The sequence below is a fragment of the Pseudomonas sp. N-1-13 genome, assembly GCF_057787095.1.
The window spans coordinates 4,368,830-4,386,944 of record NZ_JBYNRI010000001.1 but is presented as its reverse complement, the minus strand read 5'-3'; the positions used below and the strand labels follow the sequence as shown (position 1 = coordinate 4,386,944).

Here is an 18,115-nt window from a genome sequence, read left to right as displayed (position 1 = left end):
GTTGTGCGCCCGGCAAGTCAATACGATGAAAGAGGCGGTATTTTGTCTACGGGTAATTTGGATTTCGAACAGTTCCGGGTCTTCCTGGAAAAAGCCTGTGGCATTTTGCTTGGTGAAAACAAGCAATACCTGGTGTCGAGCCGTCTCAATAAGTTGATGGAGCAACAGGGCCTGAAATCGTTGGGCGAACTGGTCCAGCGCATCCAGACCCAGCCGCGCAGTGGGTTGCGCGAGATGGTGGTGGATGCCATGACCACCAACGAAACCCTGTGGTTTCGCGACACCTATCCGTTCGAGGTGTTGAAGAACAGGGTGCTGCCGGCGGCCATCAAGGCCAGTCCGGGGCAACGCTTGCGGATCTGGTCGGCGGCCTGTTCGTCGGGACAGGAACCCTATTCGCTGTCGATGTCCATCGATGAGTTCGAGCGGACCAATATCGGCCAGCTGAAAATGGGCGTGCAAATCGTCGCCACCGATTTGTCCGGGACGATGCTCAATAACTGCAAGACCGGCGAATACGACAGCCTGGCCATCGGCCGCGGCCTGTCGCCTGATCGCCTGCAACGCTACTTCGACCCCAAAGGGCCGGGTAAATGGGTGGTCAAGGCGCCGATCAAGAGCCGCGTGGAGTTCCGTTCGTTCAACCTGCTGGACAGCTACGCCAGCCTGGGCAAGTTCGACATCGTGTTCTGCCGCAACGTGCTGATCTACTTCTCTGCCGAAGTGAAAAAAGACATCCTGCTGCGCATCCACAGCACGCTCAAACCGGGCGGCTACCTGTTCCTCGGCGCCTCCGAGGCATTGAACGGTTTGCCGGACCACTACCAAATGGTGCAGTGCAGTCCAGGGATCATCTATCAGGCGAAGTGATTTGCTTGGGTTGGCAAAAAAACGGGAGTCCGCAAAGGCTCCCGTTTTTTTTGCCTGCTGATTTTTCCCTGTCACCCCTATCCCCTTGTGGGAGCGAGCCTGCTCGCGATAGCGGTATCACAGGCGATATCCATGGTGACTGACCCACCGTTATCGCGAGCAGGCTCGCTCCCACAAGGTCGTCGGTGTCGCAGAAGCGGCAGAAAAGCGGCAGCCAGCGGAAACCGATTGCCGCTTTTCTGGCATTGCCGCTTTGCCGATGCCCGCAAAGCCCCGGTTTATGGGCTTTTTGAAAGTGGCACGACGCTTGCTATGTCCATCGTACGTAAATTCTGGTCACCCGAAGGTTTCCAACATGAGCATCAGTTTCGATAAAGCGCTCGGCATCCACGAAAAGGCCCTGAGCTTCCGCGCCCAGCGTGCCGAAGTCCTGGCCAACAACATCGCCAACGCCGACACCCCGAACTTCAAGGCTCGGGACCTGGACTTCTCCAAAGTGCTCGCCGAGCAGAACGAGAAAGCCAAGAACGGCCACTTCGCCCTGAACATGACCAACAGCCGTCACATCGAAGCCGAAGGTCTGGGCAATGCCGATGAGTCGCTGATGTACCGCACGCCGATGCAGCCTTCGATCGACCAGAACACCGTGGACGCTCAACTGGAACAGTCCAACTACACGGAAAACTCCGTGAACTTCCAGGCCAGCTTCACCCTGCTCAATAGCAAATTCAAAGGGCTGGTATCGGCCCTGCGCGGAGAGTAAGTCATGTCGATTGCGAGCGTATTCAACATTGCCGGCAGCGCCATGAGTGCTCAGACCACGCGTCTGAACACCGTTGCCAGTAACATCGCCAACGCCGAGACCGTGTCGTCGAGCATCGACCAGACCTACCGTGCCCGTCACCCGGTGTTCGCCACCATGTTCCAGGGCGGCCAATCCGGCGGCAGCGACTCGCTGTTCCAGGAGCAGGACGCCGCAGGGCAGGGTGTGCAGGTGCTCGGCGTGGTCGAAGACCAGAGCAACCTCGACGCACGCTACGAGCCGAACCACCCGGCCGCCGACGCCAAGGGCTACGTCTATTACCCGAACGTGAACGTCGTTGAAGAAATGGCCGACATGATTTCCGCCAGTCGTTCGTTCCAGACCAACGTCGAAATGATGAACACCGCCAAAACCATGATGCAGAAGGTCCTGACCCTCGGTCAGTGATAAGGGGCGAGTCACATGAGCGTCACCAACACCACCAGTGGTTTGAGCCTCAACGAGATTCTGGCCAACTCCTCGGTCAAGACCAACACCACCACCGATGGCCTGGCCTCGGCGACGAATGCGGCTACCGGTTCCAAGGAACTGGGCAAGGATGCGTTCCTGCAATTGCTGGTCACCCAGCTGAAAAACCAGAACCCGCTGGAGCCGCAGGATAACGGCGAGTTCGTTGCCCAGTTGGCGCAATTCAGCAGCCTGGAAGGCATCACCACACTCAACGAAACCGTGAGCGGTATTGCCGGCAACTACAACTCGTCCCAGGCCCTGCAAGCCTCGTCACTGGTGGGCCGTTCGGTCATAGCCCCGGGTAACAAGGCTGTGGTCGATACCTCCAAGAGCCTCAACGGCACGGTGGTGGTACCAGCCTCGGTGTCCTCGCTCGCGATCAAGATCGCGGACAAGGACGGCAAGACCGTTCGTACGATCGAGCTGGGCAGCCAGAATGCCGGTAATTCGGCCTTCATCTGGGATGGCAAGAACGATGCGGGCACCACCCTTGAGTCGGGTACTTACACCTTCACCGCTTCGACCACTATCGACGATAAGCCCGTGTCGCTGATCACCAACCTGCCGGCGACCGTCAGCAGCGTGACGATCAGCCAGACGGGCGGTGAGCTGATGCTCAACCTGGCCGGGCTGGGCAGCATCGCCCTGTCCAAAGTACAAACTATTGGTATGTAGAGCCGACTAAACCGGCAAAAGGAGTGCAACATGTCTTTCAACATCGGCCTTAGCGGTCTCTATGCAGCCAACAAGCACCTGGACGTGACCGGCAACAACATCGCCAACGTGGCGACCACCGGTTTCAAATCGTCCCGTGCGGAATTCGAAGACGTCTACTCGGCCACCAGGCTGGGCAGCGGCACCAAGACCGTCGGTAACGGCGTGCGCCTGGCCAACGTCTCCCAGCAGTTCAGCCAGGGTGACGTCAACAACACCGGCAACGTGCTGGACATGGGCATCCAGGGTTCGGGCTTCTTTGTCCTGAGCAACGACGGTTCCCTGAGCTACACCCGTGCCGGTACGTTCAAGACCGACAAGGAAGGTTTCATCACCAACAGCGATGGCACTGCGCGTTTGCAGGGCTATGGCGTGGATGCCAATGGCAACATCCTCAACGGTATTCTGACCGACCTGCGTATCGACACTTCCAACCTGCCGCCGCAAGCGACCAGCCTGGTTTCGTCGACGATTAACCTGAATTCGACGGCAACGCCGATTTCCCAGGCGGCTCCCTACGTATTCGATCCAACCGATACCGCCACGTTCACCAAGCAATTCACCACCCCTGTCTACGATACCCAGGGCAACCAGCACTCGATGGACCAGTACATGGTCAAGACTGGCGCCAACACGTGGGATGTCTACACCCTGATCGATGGCCGTAACCTCAATGGCAGTGCGCCGGTTGCGCCGAACGCCCCCGTTCCTTCGACGATGACCTTTGACTCGAATGGCAAGTTGGTCCAGGTCAGCACCCCGCCTGCGACCATCAACAACGATCTGGTACTCACTGGCTGGGTGCCTGGCACCGTGACCAACGGTGTGTGGACCGCCAACGGCGCCGGTTCGTCGACTATCACCGTCTCCATGGCCAACACCACCCAGTTCAACGCCGACACCGCGCGTTCGATTCCTGCCCAGAACGGCTACGCCACTGGCCAGATCACCAACCTGACCATCGACGGTAGCGGTGTACTGCTGGCCAACTTCAGCAACAACCAGACCAAGCCGATCGGTCAGCTCGCCCTTGCCAGCTTCACCAACGAGCAAGGCCTGCAACCGGTAGGCGGCAGCGGCTGGAAAGAAACCTTCGCCTCGGGTATCCCGGGCTACGATGCTCCGGAAACCGGCACCCTGGGTTCGATCGTCTCCAACTCCCTGGAAGAGTCCAACGTCAACCTGACCAATGAACTGGTCGAGCTGATCAAGGCCCAGAGCAACTACCAGGCGAACGCCAAGACCATCTCCACCCAGAGCACCATCATGCAGACCATCATTCAGATGGCTTGATATCGAAGGTCGCTTGAACGCTGCACAAGAAGCCCCTCGCAAGAGGGGCTTTTTTGTGGGTGGGTGTTTTCGGGGGGGCTGTCCCGGCCTCATCGCGAGCAGGCTCGCTCCCACAGGTGGACGCATTCCAATGTGGTCACTGGCTGAACCAAAGCCGCTCCCACAGGGATTTTCAGTGAGCGCAAATCTTGCGAACGAACCGGAACATATGTGGGAGCGAGCCTGCTCGCGATGGGGTCAGCCCAGTCGCTACTTTTCTCAAGGCAAAAGAAAACCCCCAATAAACCAGCGGTCTATCGGGGGCTTCTTTAGCAAGCGCCTTGCAGCGCCCACCCACTCAGCTTATTGGCAAGCTTCGCAATCCGGCTCATCGATCGCGCAGGCCTTTGGCACGGGTGCCGGGCCGGCTGGAGCCGCCAGGACCGAATCGTCACCGTGGTTGCCGCCGCTGGAAACAGCGTTCAGCTTGCCGGTGTTGATGGTCGACTTCTCGGTGCTGGTGGCGGCCAGGGCACGGAGGTAGTAGGTGGTTTTCAGACCACGGTACCAGGCCATGCGGTAGGTCACGTCCAGCTTCTTGCCCGAGGCACCGGCGATGTACAGGTTCAGCGACTGAGCCTGGTCGATCCACTTCTGGCGACGGCTGGCCGCGTCGACGATCCACTTGGTGTCCACTTCGAACGCGGTGGCGTAGAGCTCCTTGAGCTCCTGCGGGATGCGCTCGATCTGCTGTACCGAACCATCGTAGTACTTCAGGTCGTTGATCATGACCGAGTCCCACAGGCCGCGGGCCTTGAGGTCGCGAACCAGGTACGGGTTGATCACGGTGAACTCGCCCGACAGGTTCGATTTCACATACAGGTTCTGGTAGGTCGGTTCGATCGACTGCGACACGCCAGTGATGTTGGCGATGGTGGCGGTCGGAGCGATGGCCATGATGTTGGAGTTACGGATGCCTTTCTGTACACGGGCGCGAACCGGTGCCCAGTCCAGGGATTCGTTCAGGTCAACGTCGATGTACTTCTGGCCACGCTGTTCGATCAGGATCTGTTGCGAGTCCAGCGGCAACACGCCCTTGGACCACAGCGAACCCTGGAACGTCTCGTACGAGCCGCGCTCGTCGGCCAGGTCGCAGGAAGCCTGGATCGCGTAGTAGCTGACCGCTTCCATGGACTTGTCGGCGAACTCGACCGCAGCGTCCGAACCGTACGGGATGTGCTGCAGGTACAAGGCGTCTTGGAAGCCCATGATGCCCAGGCCGACCGGACGGTGCTTGAAGTTGGAGTTCTTCGCCTGCGGCACCGAGTAGTAATTGATGTCGATCACGTTGTCGAGCATGCGCACGGCGGTGTTCACGGTGCGTTGCAGCTTGGCGGTGTCCAGCTTGCCATCGACGATGTGGTTCGGCAGGTTGATCGAGCCCAGGTTGCAGACGGCGATCTCGTCCTTGTTGGTGTTCAAGGTGATCTCGGTGCACAGGTTCGAGCTGTGGACCACGCCCACGTGCTGCTGCGGGCTGCGCAGGTTGCACGGGTCCTTGAAGGTCAGCCATGGGTGGCCGGTTTCGAACAGCATCGACAGCATCTTGCGCCACAGGTCTTTGGCCTGGACGACTTTGAACAGCTTGATCTTGTTGTACTCGGTCAGGGCTTCGTAATACTCGTAGCGCTCTTCGAAAGCCTTGCCGGTCAGGTCATGCAGGTCTGGAACTTCGGATGGCGAGAACAGGGTCCACTTGCCGTCGTCGAAGACGCGCTTCATGAACAGGTCAGGGATCCAGTTGGCGGTGTTCATGTCGTGGGTACGACGACGGTCATCACCGGTGTTCTTGCGCAGCTCGATGAACTCTTCGATGTCCATGTGCCAGGTTTCCAGGTAGGCACACACCGCGCCTTTGCGCTTGCCGCCCTGGTTGACCGCGACCGCGGTGTCGTTGACTACCTTGAGGAACGGTACGACGCCCTGGGATTTGCCGTTGGTGCCCTTGATGTACGAGCCCAATGCGCGAACCGGGGTCCAGTCGTTGCCCAGGCCGCCGGCAAATTTGGACAGCATGGCGTTGTCGTGGATGGCGCCATAGATGCCCGACAGGTCATCCGGCACGGTGGTCAGGTAGCAGCTCGACAGTTGTGGACGCAGGGTGCCGGCGTTGAACAGCGTCGGGGTCGAGGCCATGTAGTCGAAGGACGACAACAGGTTGTAGAACTCGATGGCGCGGTCTTCACGCTGCTTCTCTTCGATCGCCAGGCCCATGGCCACGCGCATGAAGAAAATCTGCGGCAGTTCGAAACGGATACCGTCCTTGTGGATGAAGTAACGGTCGTACAGGGTTTGCAGACCCAGGTAAGTGAACTGCTGGTCGCGCTCGTGGTTGATCGCCTTGCCGAGCTTTTCCAGGTCGAACTCGGCCAGTACCGGGTTCAGCAATTCGAATTCGATACCCTTGGCGACGTAGGCCGGCAAGGCCTTGGCGTACAGGTCGACCATTTCGTGGTGGGTCGCGCTCTCGGCGACTTCCAGGAAGCTCAGGCCTTCGGCACGCAGGGTGTCCATCAGCAGGCGGGCGGTCACGAAGGAGTAGTTCGGCTCGCGTTCCACCAGGGTCCGCGCGGTCATCACCAGTGCAGTGTTGACGTCCTTGAGTGCGACGCCGTCATAGAGGTTTTTCAGGGTTTCGCGCTGGATCAGGTCGCCGTCGACTTCTTCCAGGCCTTCGCAGGCTTCGGTGACGATGGTGTTCAGGCGACCCATGTCCAGCGGCGCGAGGCTGCCGTCGGCGCGTGCGATGCGGATCGAAGGGTGGGCCTGGACCGGTGCGTCGGCCGGGGAGCGGGTGGCACGTTCCTTGGCGCGCGAATCACGGTAGATCACATAGTCGCGGGCCACTTTCTGCTCGCCGGCACGCATCAGGGCCAGTTCGACCTGGTCCTGGATTTCTTCGATGTGGATGGTGCCACCCGACGGCATGCGACGCTTGAAGGTTGCGGTGACTTGCTCGGTCAGGCGGGCCACGGTGTCGTGGATGCGCGACGAAGCGGCGGCGGTGCCGCCCTCAACTGCGAGAAACGCTTTGGTGATGGCGACGGTGATCTTGTCATCGGTGTAAGGAACGACAGTGCCGTTACGCTTGATCACACGCAGTTGGCCAGGCGCGGTAGCGGCCAGATCCGAGTTCGAATCAGCGGCCAGCGGCGCGGTGCCCTGCGGGTTCTCGCGAGTTGTGTCGGTGTGCATGGGTGTCTCCACATTCTCTATGTTTGTTTGGGCACCATCACGGTGCCCACCGTTCCGTCCTGAAGCACTACAACCGACTGGCGCCGGGTATAACAACTTCGGGACAGTAGGAAGCAGGCCTGAATACCGCTTCCTTCCGAAGTTCTGGGCTTCGAGCCTGGGCTCGAAACCGGATTGCAGAGGTGCCTGCAATGGACTGCAACACCCGTACCGTTCTGGTCGTTTTGACCTTGAAACGATGGCCATCCGCAAGGGGCGGTCTGGTCTTGGGGGAATGCGGTGTTTCAGTCGGACAAAGGCAAGAAAAGCGCTTGAATTATCTGTCCGACTTGTGTTTGGTTTTTGGTCGAAAACCCTACATGTAGGGTTTTTTACGCGACGGGCTACAAGATAATGCGTTTTGGGGGATGAATGCAACGTGCTACCTGTGGATAAGCCTGTGCGTAATTTGTGTGCGAAACGTGGAACAGCTCTGTAGGCCGCGACCTTGCTGGAGTGGACCTTTTTTCATCGTTTTAACGATCCGAAAACAGCCCGATGGTTTTTGCGGGCGCGGACGTTACCATACAAGTCCCGCGCGACCGAACGCATTTGTCCGCTTGTTTTATGCAGGGCCGGCGTTTATACAATCGGCCCGTGCATGGGCATGCTTATCCTCCTTTAACATGACAAAAAGATGGGGGAGGTGCATTCGAAGTGGGTACCACCCTGTGGCGAGGGGATTTATCCCCGCTGGGCTGCGGAGTAGCCCTGAAACGGGCGGCTATGGTGTGTCAGACGGAATGCAGGGGCCGCTTCGCGACCCAGCGGGGATAAATCCCCTCGCCACAGGTAAGTGCTCATCTGATAGTGCCCATCTAGATGCCGATCCCTCCTTATTCTCACAACAAGACGAGGCCCCCCGTGGAACAAGAAGCCTGGCAGGTATTGATCGTCGAGGATGACCAGCGGCTGGCCGAGCTGACTCGCGAGTACCTGGAAAGCAACGGCCTGCGCGTGGCCATTGAAGGCAACGGTGCGGTGGCGGCGGCGCGGATCATTGCCGAGCAACCGGACCTGGTGATCCTCGACCTGATGCTGCCCGGCGAGGACGGCCTGAGCATCTGCCGCAAGGTGCGCGAGCATTACGACGGGCCGATCCTGATGCTCACCGCCCGCACCGACGACACCGATCAGATACAGGGCCTGGACCTGGGCGCCGACGATTACGTCTGCAAACCGGTGCGGCCACGCCTGCTCTTGGCCCGCGTCCAGGCCCTGTTGCGACGCAGCGAACCGGAACCGGCCACGCCGCAAAAACCACGGCGTCTGCAATTCGGCCCGCTGGTGGTGGATAACGCCTTGCGCGAAGCCTGGCTGCAAGACAACGGCATCGAGCTGACCAGTGCCGAGTTCGATCTGTTGTGGCTGCTGGTATCCAATGCCGGGCGCATCCTGTCCCGGGAAGAAATCTTCACTGCCCTGCGCGGCATCGGTTATGACGGCCAGGACCGCTCCATCGACGTGCGCATCTCGCGCATCCGTCCCAAGATCGGCGACGACCCGGACCATCCACGGCTGATCAAGACCATCCGCAGCAAGGGTTATCTGTTCGTTCCTGAAGCTTGCGTAGACCCGACGCCGTGAACTCGATCTTCCTGCGCATTTACGGCGGCATGTGCGCGGCCCTGGTGCTGGTGGCGGTACTCGGCGTGCTGGCCCTGCATTTGCTCAACCAGACTCGCAGTGAGCAGTACCGCGAGCGTCTGGCCCACGGCACGTTTTCCTTGATGGCCGATAATCTGCGGCCCATGAACGACACCGAGCGACGCCGGGCCCTGGCGGTGTGGGAACGCCTGCTGGGCATTCCCCTGGCGTTGCAGACTTACGCCCAGACCGATCTGGATCTCGGCCAGCGCACCCGTGTCATGCGCGGCCAGGCCCTGGTGGAGCAGACCGGGCCCCATGCGGCGAAAGTTTATCGGCTGGTCAGCGACGCTGAAAAACTGATGCTGGTCGGGGAGGTCCGTCAGATCAGCGAGCAACTGGCCCGGGCAACTATCTACCTGCTGGCCGATGAGTTGGTGCGTTACCCGGTGGCCGAGCAGCCTGAACGCCTGGCGCAACTCAAGCAGGAAAAAGGCTTCGGGTTTGACCTGCGGCTGATGCCCATTACGCAGGCGGACATGGACGAAGACCAGCGTCGGCGCGTGGCCGAGGGCGACACGGTCATGGCGCTGGGCAAGGGCGGTGACTCGATCCGGGTGTTCGCCGGCATGGTCGGTACGCCGTGGGTGCTGGAAATCGGCCCGTTGTACCAGATGAACCCTTATCCGCCTGAGTGGCTGGTGCTGATCGCGGCGCTGGGGTTGAGCCTGATCGGGCTGATCGTTTACCTGTTGGTGCGCCAGTTGGAGCGGCGTCTGCGTGGTCTGGAATCGGCCGCCACCCAGATCGCCCAGGGCAGCCTGGAAACCCGGGTGCCGGCTCGCGGTGCTGACTCGGTAGGGCGATTGGCCGCCGCGTTCAACGGCATGGCCGAACACTTGCAGCAGTTGTTGGCGATTCAGCGGGAGCTGGTGCGTGCGGTGTCCCATGAGTTGCGCACCCCGGTGGCGCGCCTGCGTTTTGGCCTGGAGATGATCGGCAGCGCTACCACGCCCCAGGCCCGGGACAAATACCTGGCGGGCATGGATCACGACATCGAAGACCTGGATCGGCTGGTGGACGAGATGCTGACCTATGCGCGACTGGAGCAGGGATCGCCGGCTCTGAACTTCCAGCGCGTGGATCTGGATGCGCTGGTCAATCAGGTCATTGAAGAGTTGGGACCGCTTCGGGCCGGGATTACGGTCGAGCGCGGCCTGTGCCTGTCTGCCGCTGATTGCGATGGCGCCTGGGTCGAGGCCGAGCCGCGCTTCCTGCATCGGGCCCTGCAGAACCTGGTGAGCAATGCGATGCGTCACGCCAGCTCCCGGGTGACGGTCAGTTACCAGGTGGGTCAGTTGCGTTGTCGGGTGGACGTCGAGGACGACGGGCCCGGCGTGCCGGAGGCGGCGTGGGAGCGGATCTTCAAGCCCTTCCTGCGCCTGGACGACAGCCGTGCCCGTGCTTCAGGTGGTCATGGGTTGGGGTTGTCGATCGTGCGGCGGATCATCCACTGGCACGATGGCCGGGCATTGATCGGCAAGAGCAAGAGCCTGGGTGGGGCCTGCTTCAGCTTGAGCTGGCCGCGGCATCAGGACAGGTCTTGAAGGTGTGGCGCCTGTGCGGGCCTTATCGCGAGCAGGCTCGCTCCCACATTGAAATGCAGTCTCCTGTGGGAGCGAGCCTGCTCGCGATGAGGGCCTGAAAAACGCGACAAATCTCAGGCCTTGATCCCCACCAGACTCAACAACTGCCCATCCTTCACACCAAACTGCGCCGACAGTTCACTGCCATGACGCCACTCGGCCGACAGGTCGGTGAGCAACTGCAGCCGAACCTGTCCGCTGTGGGTCCATTCCAGCACTTGGGCATGTTCGAAATAAAAGCGCTGCCTGACGATCGGGTACAGCGCCTTGAACAGGCTTTCCTTCACGGAAAAGGTCAGGGTCACCAGCAATGCTCGGTCATCTTGCGCGGTCGCGGCCATGCGCAGCAGTTCCGGCGGGGTGAGGATTTCACCGGCCAGGCGCTCGGCCCGCTCGGGATCGAGCAGGTTTTCCAGGTCCATGCCCAGCCCTTGCCAGTGGTGTTTTCTGGCGACGATGGCCGCGGCCCGGCCGGTGCTGTGGGTGATCGAGCCACTGACATGGGCCGGCCATACCGGGGCGCGGTCGTCACCGATGGCCGGCACACAGGTCTGGCCGTCCAACTGATGAAGGGCCGCTCGGGCGCAGATCCGCCCGGCAAGAAATTCCGCCTGACGCTTGGCCACCGAACGCTGGATGCTCGCGGGCGGCTCGATGGCACTGTTCGGAAAATCATCAGCGCTTAGCAACAACGGATCGAAGCGGGTGCTCAGCAGCAGGGTATCGGGCAGGACTTGAGGCAACAGCCATTGATCGTCCAGGGGCGTGCAGCAGGCGGGCAGGGCGGGGAGAACATTCATGCCCGGCATTTTGCCGGGTTGGCTTGAGGCTGGGTAGTGGGGCATAAAGATTGTGAGCGGGTGAGGCTTTTGTGGCGAGGGAGCTTGCTCCCTCGCCACAGGGGGGTGTTTCAGCTGAAGGATGGGGTTCAGCCAAAAATCTTCTTGAAGAACTTCTGCATGTCCGCCCAGGACTTTTCATCGGCTTGCTTGTTGTAGCCAATATCCGGCCCGCCATGTTCGCCGTGACCCAGGCGGTCGGCGTCGGGGTTGCTGAAGCCGTGCTTGGCGCCTTCAAGGTTGACGAAGGTGTAGTCGGCACCGGCCTTGTCCATTTCGCTCTTGAACGCGGTGACGTTGTCCGGGGTGACCATGCTGTCCAGCGCGCCATGTTCGACCAGGACCTTGGCCTTGACGCTGCCCGGTGTTGCCGGGGTATTGGTGACCAGCGCGCCGTGGAAACTCACCACGCCGGCCAGTGGAACACCCTGGCGCGCCGCATCCAGCACCACTTTGCCGCCGAAGCAGTAACCGATGGCGGCGATTTTGTCCGGGTCGGTATGAGGTTGTTTCTTCAACAGGTCGAGGCCGGCCTGGAACCGCGCACTGGCCGCCTTGCCGTCCTTGAGAGCCGCCTGCATGAACGCCATGGCGTCCTTGGGGTGCTCGGTGTTCTTGCCGTCGCCGTACATGTCGATGGCCAGCGCGCTGTAGCCCAGGCCCGCGAGGTCACGGGCGCGGCGCTTGGAATAATCGTTCAGCCCCCACCATTCATGTACCACCACCACGCCCGGGCGCGGGCCTTTGACCGCGTCGTCGTAAGCGTAGTAACCCATCAGTTTGGTGCCGTCGGCACTGGTGTAGGGAATCTCCTGGGTCTGGATGGCGGCGTGGCTCGCGGCGCTAAAGGCCAGAAGTACAACAGCAAGCAACCTGTGCATGACGGATCTCCTTGATAAGTGCAGGGGGTGAGACAGAACACTTTAGCCGATTCATTCAGCGCAGGTTCAGAGAACGTTCAAGGGCCATTCAGGGACGGTTGGTTAACGTGGCTGTGACTTCACAAACCACCCACGTTGCACAGGAGCTTGAACATGACTCACATGAAAACTCTGCTGTTGGCTTTCACGGTGCTGGGCGCCAGCGCCATGGCCCACGCCGATGACAACTTCGCCAGCCTGACCCTCGGCCAGACCAGCGACAAGGTCAAGAAGTCCGACGCGCTGAACGCTAACCTCAATCACCCGAACGCCGACGGTATCATCGGCAAGGACACCACCTATGGCGTCCGACTGGGCCGGCAAAACGACCAGGGTCGCTACTACGCCACGTACGACAACGTTTCGGGCACTCACAATGGCATTAAATTGCGCCAGGAAAACCTGCTGGGCAGTTACGATATGTTCTATCCGGTCACCGGCAGCACCAAGCTGTTCGGCGGCGGTACGGCGGGCCTGACCAAACTGACCCAGGACTCCCCCGGCTATAGCCGTGACAGCGATATCGGCTACGCCGTGGGCTTGCAGGCCGGCATCCTGCAGAAGGTTTCACAAAACACCTCGCTGGAACTGGGTTACCGTTACCTGCGCAGCAACGCCAGCACCGAGATGAGCCCCCACGCAGGTGGCAAGGTTGGATCGCTGGACCTGACCAGCAGTGCCCAGACTTATCTCTCGGCCAACTACACGTTCTAAGGCTGGAAGGTGAGCGTGGTCAGCCGGATCGGCCCAAGACGATCCGGCGCCGCTTCTCGTAAACCGATGTGCATGACTGGACTGTTCGATTTGCCTGGGAGAGCCCCATGAAATTACTGGTCGTCGAAGACGAAGCCTTGCTGCGCCATCACCTGCAGACCCGTCTGACCGACAGCGGCCATGTGGTGCAGGCCGTGGCCAATGCCGAGGAGGCCTTGTATCAGGTCGCGCAATTCAATCACGACCTGGCGGTGATCGACCTGGGCTTGCCGGGCATCAGCGGGCTGGAGCTGATCCGCCGGTTGCGCTCCCAGGACAAGACCTTCCCGATCCTGATCCTTACTGCCCGCGGCAACTGGCAGGACAAGGTCGAAGGTCTGGCCGCCGGTGCCGACGACTACGTGGTCAAGCCGTTTCAGTTCGAAGAGCTGGAGGCCCGCCTGAACGCGTTGTTGCGCCGTTCCAGTGGTTTCACCCAGTCGACCATCGTGGCCGGTCCGTTGCTGTTGGACCTCAATCGCAAGCAAGCGTCCCTGGGTGAGGAAGCGTTGGCGCTGACGGCCTATGAATACCGCATCCTTGAATACCTGATGCGCCATCATCAGCAGGTGGTCGCCAAGGACCGCTTGATGGAGCAGCTTTACCCGGATGACGACGAGCGTGACCCCAATGTCATCGAAGTGCTGGTGGGGCGTCTGCGGCGCAAACTGGAAGCCCCGGCCGGCTTCAAACCGATCGAAACCGTGCGTGGCCTGGGTTACCTGTTCAACGAGCGTTGCCAGTGATTCGTTCGCTACGGTTGCGGTTGATGCTGGCCGCCATGACCCTGGCGGTGTTGTTCATGCTGGCACTGCTGCCGGCCATGCAAGGCGCGTTCAGCCTGGCCCTGCAGGAGTCCATCGAACAACGCCTGGCGTCGGACGTGACCACGCTCATTTCCGCTGCCCGCGTGGAAAACAACCGCTTGAAGATGCCGGCGCAATTGCCCGATGAGCGCTTTAACCTCGCCGATGCCCGTCTGCTGGGCTACATCTATGATCGCGACGGGCGCTTGGTGTGGCGGTCCAAGGCCACTCGGGAAGAGAACATCAATTACACGCCGCGCTACGACGGCCAGGGCAATCAGTTTGCGCGTATCCGCGAAGACAACGGCCAGGAGTTTTTCGTCTACGACGTCGAAGTCAAACTGCTCGGTGGCCAGAGTGCGGCGTTCAGTTTCGTCACCCTGCAACCGGTGCGCGATTACGAAGTGACGCTCGACGGCCTGCGGGAAAATCTCTACCTGGGCTTCGGTGCTGCGCTGGCAGTGTTGTTGGCCCTGTTGTGGATTGGCCTGAGCTGGGGACTTCGCGCGTTGAGGCGCCTGAGCCAGGAACTGGACGAAATCGAAAGCGGCAGCCGGGAAAGTCTCAGCACCGAGCACCCCCGGGAGCTGCTGCGCTTGACCGGTTCCCTCAACCGCCTGTTGCATGGCGAGCGGGAGCAGCGCAGCCGCTATCGTGACTCCCTCGATGATTTGGCTCATAGCCTGAAAACCCCGCTGGCGGTGCTGCAAGGCGTGAGTGAAGACATGGCCCGGCGCGCCGATGATCGTGGACAGGCCTGGGTGCTGCAAAGCCAGATCGAGCGCATGAGCCAGCAGATCGGCTATCAGTTGCAGCGCGCCAGCCTGCGCAAAAGTGGCCTGGTGCGCCATCAGGTGCGCTTGCGCCCGGTGCTGCAAAGCCTGTGCGATACGCTGGACAAGGTCTATCGCGACAAGCGCGTCCACGTCAGCTTCGATCTGCCGGAGCAGTGCCATGTGCCGATCGAGCAGGGCGCCTTGCTGGAAATGCTCGGCAATCTGTTGGAAAACGCCTATCGGCTGTGCCTGGGCGAGGTGCGCATCAGCGTGCATCAGACCCTCGGCGGTATTGAATTGTGTGTCGAGGATGACGGGCCAGGTGTGCCGCCGGATCAACGCGCGCGGATTCTGCAGCGTGGTGAGCGGCTGGATCGCCAGCATCCGGGGCAGGGCATTGGGCTGGCGGTGGTCAAAGACATCATCGAAAGCTACGGCGCCCGGTTGACCCTGGGGGATTCAGAGTTGGGCGGGGCGGCATTTCGGATTCATTTTCCGGTGCTTTGACTGCTAACGGATACCTGCTGGGATCAGACCTGTGGGAGCATGACTTGCCCGCGATGGCGGTCTCAAGGGCGCCATCGCGGGCAAGCCAAGCTCCCACATTTTGATCTGAGGGGCGCGCGGGTTGTGTGTCCACTGAAAATCTGCAGCCCCTCCATCAACTCTCCTGCTCCCGATAAGCCCCCGGCGTCACCCCCGTCCATTTCTTGAATGCCCGGTGAAACGCCGACGGTTCAGAGAATCCCAGCTGTTCGGCAATCTGCTGCAACGACAGGTCCGCGCGTCCCAGATGGTAGATGGCGATATCCCGCCGCAGCTGATCCTTGAGTTCCTGGAAGCTGGTGCCTTCCTCCCGCAGATGCCGGCGCAACGTCTGCGGACTGATGTGCAGATGGGCGGCGACGGTGTCCAGATCCGGCCAGCGTGCGGCGTCGCGGCTGAGCAGGCGGCGTAGCTGGCTGCTCAGGCTGTTGCCATCGTCAGGGCGTGACAGCAGGTCGGCGGGGGAATGTTCGAGAAAGTGTTTGAGGGTTCGTTCGTCCTGCAACAACGGCATATCCAGGTAACGACTGTGGAACAACAGGCTGCAACGTTGCGCCTGGAACACCAGCGGGCAGGGGAACAACAGATCGTACTCGGCCCCATGGGCGGGCTTGGCATAGCTGAATGTCGCCTGTTCCAGACCGATCCGCTGGCCGATCAGCCAACTGCCGAGGCGATGCCAGATCACCAGCAGGCTTTCGGCCAGGAAATGGTCGGGGTCGCGCAGTGTCGTTTCATCCAGGTTCAAACGCACCCGTTCCCCTTCGGCCTCAAGCGTCAGGCTCGGGGCGTCGGGGAAGAGGCTGTAGAACAACAACCCGCGCTGAAGTGCCTTGCCCAGGGTCCGGCAGTGGATCAACGCGTGACACATCATGGCAAACGTCCCGGGTTTACTGGGGGCCAGACCAAATCCCAGATACTCGTCCCCCAGTGCCAGCCGCAGGGCCTGCAACAGGCTGGCGAACTGCGCTGGTGCTATGCGTGCTCGCGGCTCGTCCAACAGCTCGGGGCTGATGCCCAGCTGTTGCAACAAGGGAACGTAATCGAAACCTTGCCGGCGCGCACCACCCAGGGCGGCGCGGGCGAAGTGGCTGGCGATGGTGCGTTGGCGCATGGCAGGAATCCGTTTATTGAGCTGCCGATGGTAGCAGGGGCCTTGCGCTCGACAAGGCGGATATCCGCCAAATCCCGGAGCGAGAACGGCCTTGTGGGCGGGAATCCGCCATCTGCGTCTGGCTGTTCAGGTCTGTTTACCCGCGTGTAGCCCTTGTAGCTCAGGGGTTGTAGGCATTTTCCGGAAAATGGCATGGGCCTTGCGATAGGCATCCGCAGGTCTGCCACCGTGCAGCCGCCAAAACAAATCCCTCCAGTGCAGGAGGGTTCGCAATTGAGGTTTCGTGGACGACAGGTGGATGTTGTCACACGGGACGCTTGAGGAAGGTTTGCCATGACGACTCGTCAGCCACTGTACAAATCCCTGTATTTCCAGGTGATCGTAGCCATTGCCATCGGCATTTTGCTCGGCCACTTCTATCCGCAGACCGGCGTTGCCCTCAAACCGCTGGGTGACGGATTCATCAAACTGATCAAAATGGTCATCGCTCCCATCATCTTCTGTACCGTTGTCAGCGGTATTGCCGGCATGCAGAACATGAAGTCGGTGGGCAAGACCGGTGGCTACGCGCTGCTGTACTTCGAAATCGTCTCCACGATCGCCCTGTTGATCGGTCTGGTCGTGGTCAACGTCGTGCAACCGGGCGCCGGCATGCACATCGATGTGACGACCCTGGACACCAGCAAGATCGCCGGTTACATCTCGGCTGGTAAAGACCAGAGCATCGTGGCCTTCATCCTCAACGTGATCCCGAACACCATCGTCGGCGCGTTCGCCAATGGCGATATCCTGCAAGTGCTGATGTTCTCGGTGATCTTCGGTTTCGCCCTGCATCGCCTGGGTGCCTACGGCAAGCCGGTGCTGGACTTCATCGATCGCTTCGCCCACGTGATGTTCAACATCATCAACATGATCATGAAACTGGCGCCCGTCGGTGCGTTCGGTGCCATGGCGTTCACCATCGGCGCCTACGGTGTCGGTTCGCTGGTGCAATTGGGCCAGTTGATGATCTGCTTCTACATCACCTGTGTGGTGTTCGTCCTGGTGGTGCTGGGCGCCATCTGCCGGGCCCACGGCTTCAGTGTCGTCAAGCTGATCCGTTACATCCGTGAAGAACTGCTGATCGTGCTGGGTACTTCCTCGTCGGAATCGGCCCTGCCACGCATGCTGATCAAGATGGAGCGTCTGGGCGCGCAGAAATCCGTAGTGGGTCTGGTGATCCCGACCGGCTACTCGTTCAACCTCGACGGCACTTCGATCTACCTGACCATGGCTGCGGTGTTCATCGCCCAGGCCACTGACACGCCGATGGACCTGACTCACCAGATCACCCTGTTGCTGGTGCTGCTGCTGTCGTCCAAAGGTGCTGCCGGCGTGACCGGTAGCGGCTTCATCGTGCTGGCGGCCACCCTGTCGGCTGTGGGTCATCTGCCGGTAGCTGGCTTGGCGCTGATTCTGGGTATCGATCGCTTCATGTCCGAAGCCCGCGCCCTGACCAACCTGGTGGGCAATGCTGTGGCCACCATCGTGGTTGCCAAGTGGGTCAAGGAACTGGACGTAGACCAGTTGCAGAGCGAACTGGCTTCCGGCGGTCGCGGCATCTCCGACACCCGTGAAGAAGACGACCTGGGCGTGGCCGAAGGCCCAACCCCTGCTGCTGTGAAGTAACCTTTCGCTGCAATAAAAAACCCGCTTCGGCGGGTTT

General features: G+C 60.7%; 15 protein-coding genes. 11 read left to right on the top strand and 4 right to left on the bottom strand.

The features are described 5' to 3' along the window. The first annotated feature begins 42 nt into the window (after positions 1 to 42). From cheR to flgE, 5 genes are all read left to right on the top strand, one after another. Positions 43 to 870: a protein-glutamate O-methyltransferase CheR gene (gene cheR, locus AC3I65_RS19730; protein ID WP_047228759.1), complete on the top strand. Its 828-nt coding sequence runs from the start codon at positions 43 to 45 to the stop codon at positions 868 to 870. Between the two features lie 355 nt (positions 871 to 1,225). Further along, positions 1,226 to 1,633, top strand: a complete 408-nt coding sequence (flgB, locus tag AC3I65_RS19725; RefSeq protein ID WP_047228758.1) for a flagellar basal body rod protein FlgB — start codon at positions 1,226 to 1,228, stop codon at positions 1,631 to 1,633. 3 nt (positions 1,634 to 1,636) lie between these two features. Further along, the gene (gene flgC / locus AC3I65_RS19720; RefSeq protein ID WP_014339780.1) at positions 1,637 to 2,080 is read left to right on the top strand and encodes a flagellar basal body rod protein FlgC; all 444 of its coding nucleotides are present in this window, start codon (positions 1,637 to 1,639) and stop codon (positions 2,078 to 2,080) included. A 15-nt stretch (positions 2,081 to 2,095) separates the two neighbouring features. After that, on the top strand, positions 2,096 to 2,818 hold the full coding sequence (flgD, locus tag AC3I65_RS19715; RefSeq protein WP_047228757.1) for a flagellar hook assembly protein FlgD: 723 nt from the start codon (positions 2,096 to 2,098) through the stop codon (positions 2,816 to 2,818). A gap of 30 nt (positions 2,819 to 2,848) precedes the next feature. After that, positions 2,849 to 4,150, top strand: a complete 1,302-nt coding sequence (flgE, locus tag AC3I65_RS19710) for a flagellar hook protein FlgE (protein WP_047228756.1) — start codon at positions 2,849 to 2,851, stop codon at positions 4,148 to 4,150. A 342-nt stretch (positions 4,151 to 4,492) separates the two neighbouring features. Here flgE and AC3I65_RS19705 read toward each other — a convergent pair whose 3' ends face one another. Next, positions 4,493 to 7,384: a ribonucleoside-diphosphate reductase subunit alpha gene (locus AC3I65_RS19705; RefSeq protein WP_047228755.1), complete on the bottom strand. Its 2,892-nt coding sequence runs from the start codon at positions 7,382 to 7,384 to the stop codon at positions 4,493 to 4,495. A 903-nt stretch (positions 7,385 to 8,287) separates the two neighbouring features. On the opposite strand from AC3I65_RS19705, the gene AC3I65_RS19700 reads away from it, so the two are divergent. Continuing rightward, positions 8,288 to 9,010, top strand: a complete 723-nt coding sequence (locus tag AC3I65_RS19700) for a response regulator (RefSeq protein WP_173406651.1) — start codon at positions 8,288 to 8,290, stop codon at positions 9,008 to 9,010. Continuing rightward, positions 9,007 to 10,617, top strand: a complete 1,611-nt coding sequence (locus tag AC3I65_RS19695; RefSeq protein ID WP_047228753.1) for an ATP-binding protein — start codon at positions 9,007 to 9,009, stop codon at positions 10,615 to 10,617. The genes AC3I65_RS19700 and AC3I65_RS19695 overlap by 4 nt, the downstream gene beginning before the upstream one ends. 113 nt (positions 10,618 to 10,730) lie before the next feature. Here AC3I65_RS19695 and AC3I65_RS19690 read toward each other — a convergent pair whose 3' ends face one another. Together AC3I65_RS19690 and AC3I65_RS19685 are read right to left on the bottom strand one after the other, a co-directional pair. Continuing rightward, positions 10,731 to 11,456, bottom strand: a complete 726-nt coding sequence (locus AC3I65_RS19690) for a 4'-phosphopantetheinyl transferase family protein (protein ID WP_281459913.1) — start codon at positions 11,454 to 11,456, stop codon at positions 10,731 to 10,733. A 128-nt stretch (positions 11,457 to 11,584) separates the two neighbouring features. Beyond that, positions 11,585 to 12,376, bottom strand: a complete 792-nt coding sequence (locus tag AC3I65_RS19685) for a dienelactone hydrolase family protein (RefSeq protein WP_047228751.1) — start codon at positions 12,374 to 12,376, stop codon at positions 11,585 to 11,587. Between the two features lie 153 nt (positions 12,377 to 12,529). On the opposite strand from AC3I65_RS19685, the gene AC3I65_RS19680 reads away from it, so the two are divergent. The 3 genes from AC3I65_RS19680 to AC3I65_RS19670 all read left to right on the top strand — a co-directional run bounded on the left by AC3I65_RS19680 (position 12,530) and on the right by AC3I65_RS19670 (position 15,257). Continuing rightward, positions 12,530 to 13,129 carry a hypothetical protein gene (locus AC3I65_RS19680; protein ID WP_107321731.1) on the top strand — a complete coding sequence of 200 codons (600 nt, stop codon included), beginning with the start codon at positions 12,530 to 12,532 and terminating at the stop codon, positions 13,127 to 13,129. Positions 13,130 to 13,236: 107 nt separating this feature from the next. Beyond that, entirely contained in the window at positions 13,237 to 13,914 is a 678-nt protein-coding gene (locus AC3I65_RS19675; RefSeq protein WP_047228749.1) for a response regulator, read from the top strand. Then, the gene (locus tag AC3I65_RS19670; RefSeq protein ID WP_188252300.1) at positions 13,911 to 15,257 is read left to right on the top strand and encodes an ATP-binding protein; all 1,347 of its coding nucleotides are present in this window, start codon (positions 13,911 to 13,913) and stop codon (positions 15,255 to 15,257) included. The genes AC3I65_RS19675 and AC3I65_RS19670 overlap by 4 nt, the downstream gene beginning before the upstream one ends. A gap of 154 nt (positions 15,258 to 15,411) precedes the next feature. Here AC3I65_RS19670 and AC3I65_RS19665 read toward each other — a convergent pair whose 3' ends face one another. Further along, entirely contained in the window at positions 15,412 to 16,410 is a 999-nt protein-coding gene (locus AC3I65_RS19665) for an AraC family transcriptional regulator (protein WP_160893169.1), read from the bottom strand. Between the two features lie 333 nt (positions 16,411 to 16,743). Here AC3I65_RS19665 and AC3I65_RS19660 point away from each other — a divergent pair, with 333 nt between their 5' ends. After that, positions 16,744 to 18,078 (top strand): dicarboxylate/amino acid:cation symporter, encoded by a 1,335-nt coding sequence (locus tag AC3I65_RS19660; RefSeq protein WP_047228746.1) that lies wholly within the window; start codon positions 16,744 to 16,746, stop codon positions 18,076 to 18,078. The last annotated feature ends 37 nt before the right edge of the window (positions 18,079 to 18,115 follow it).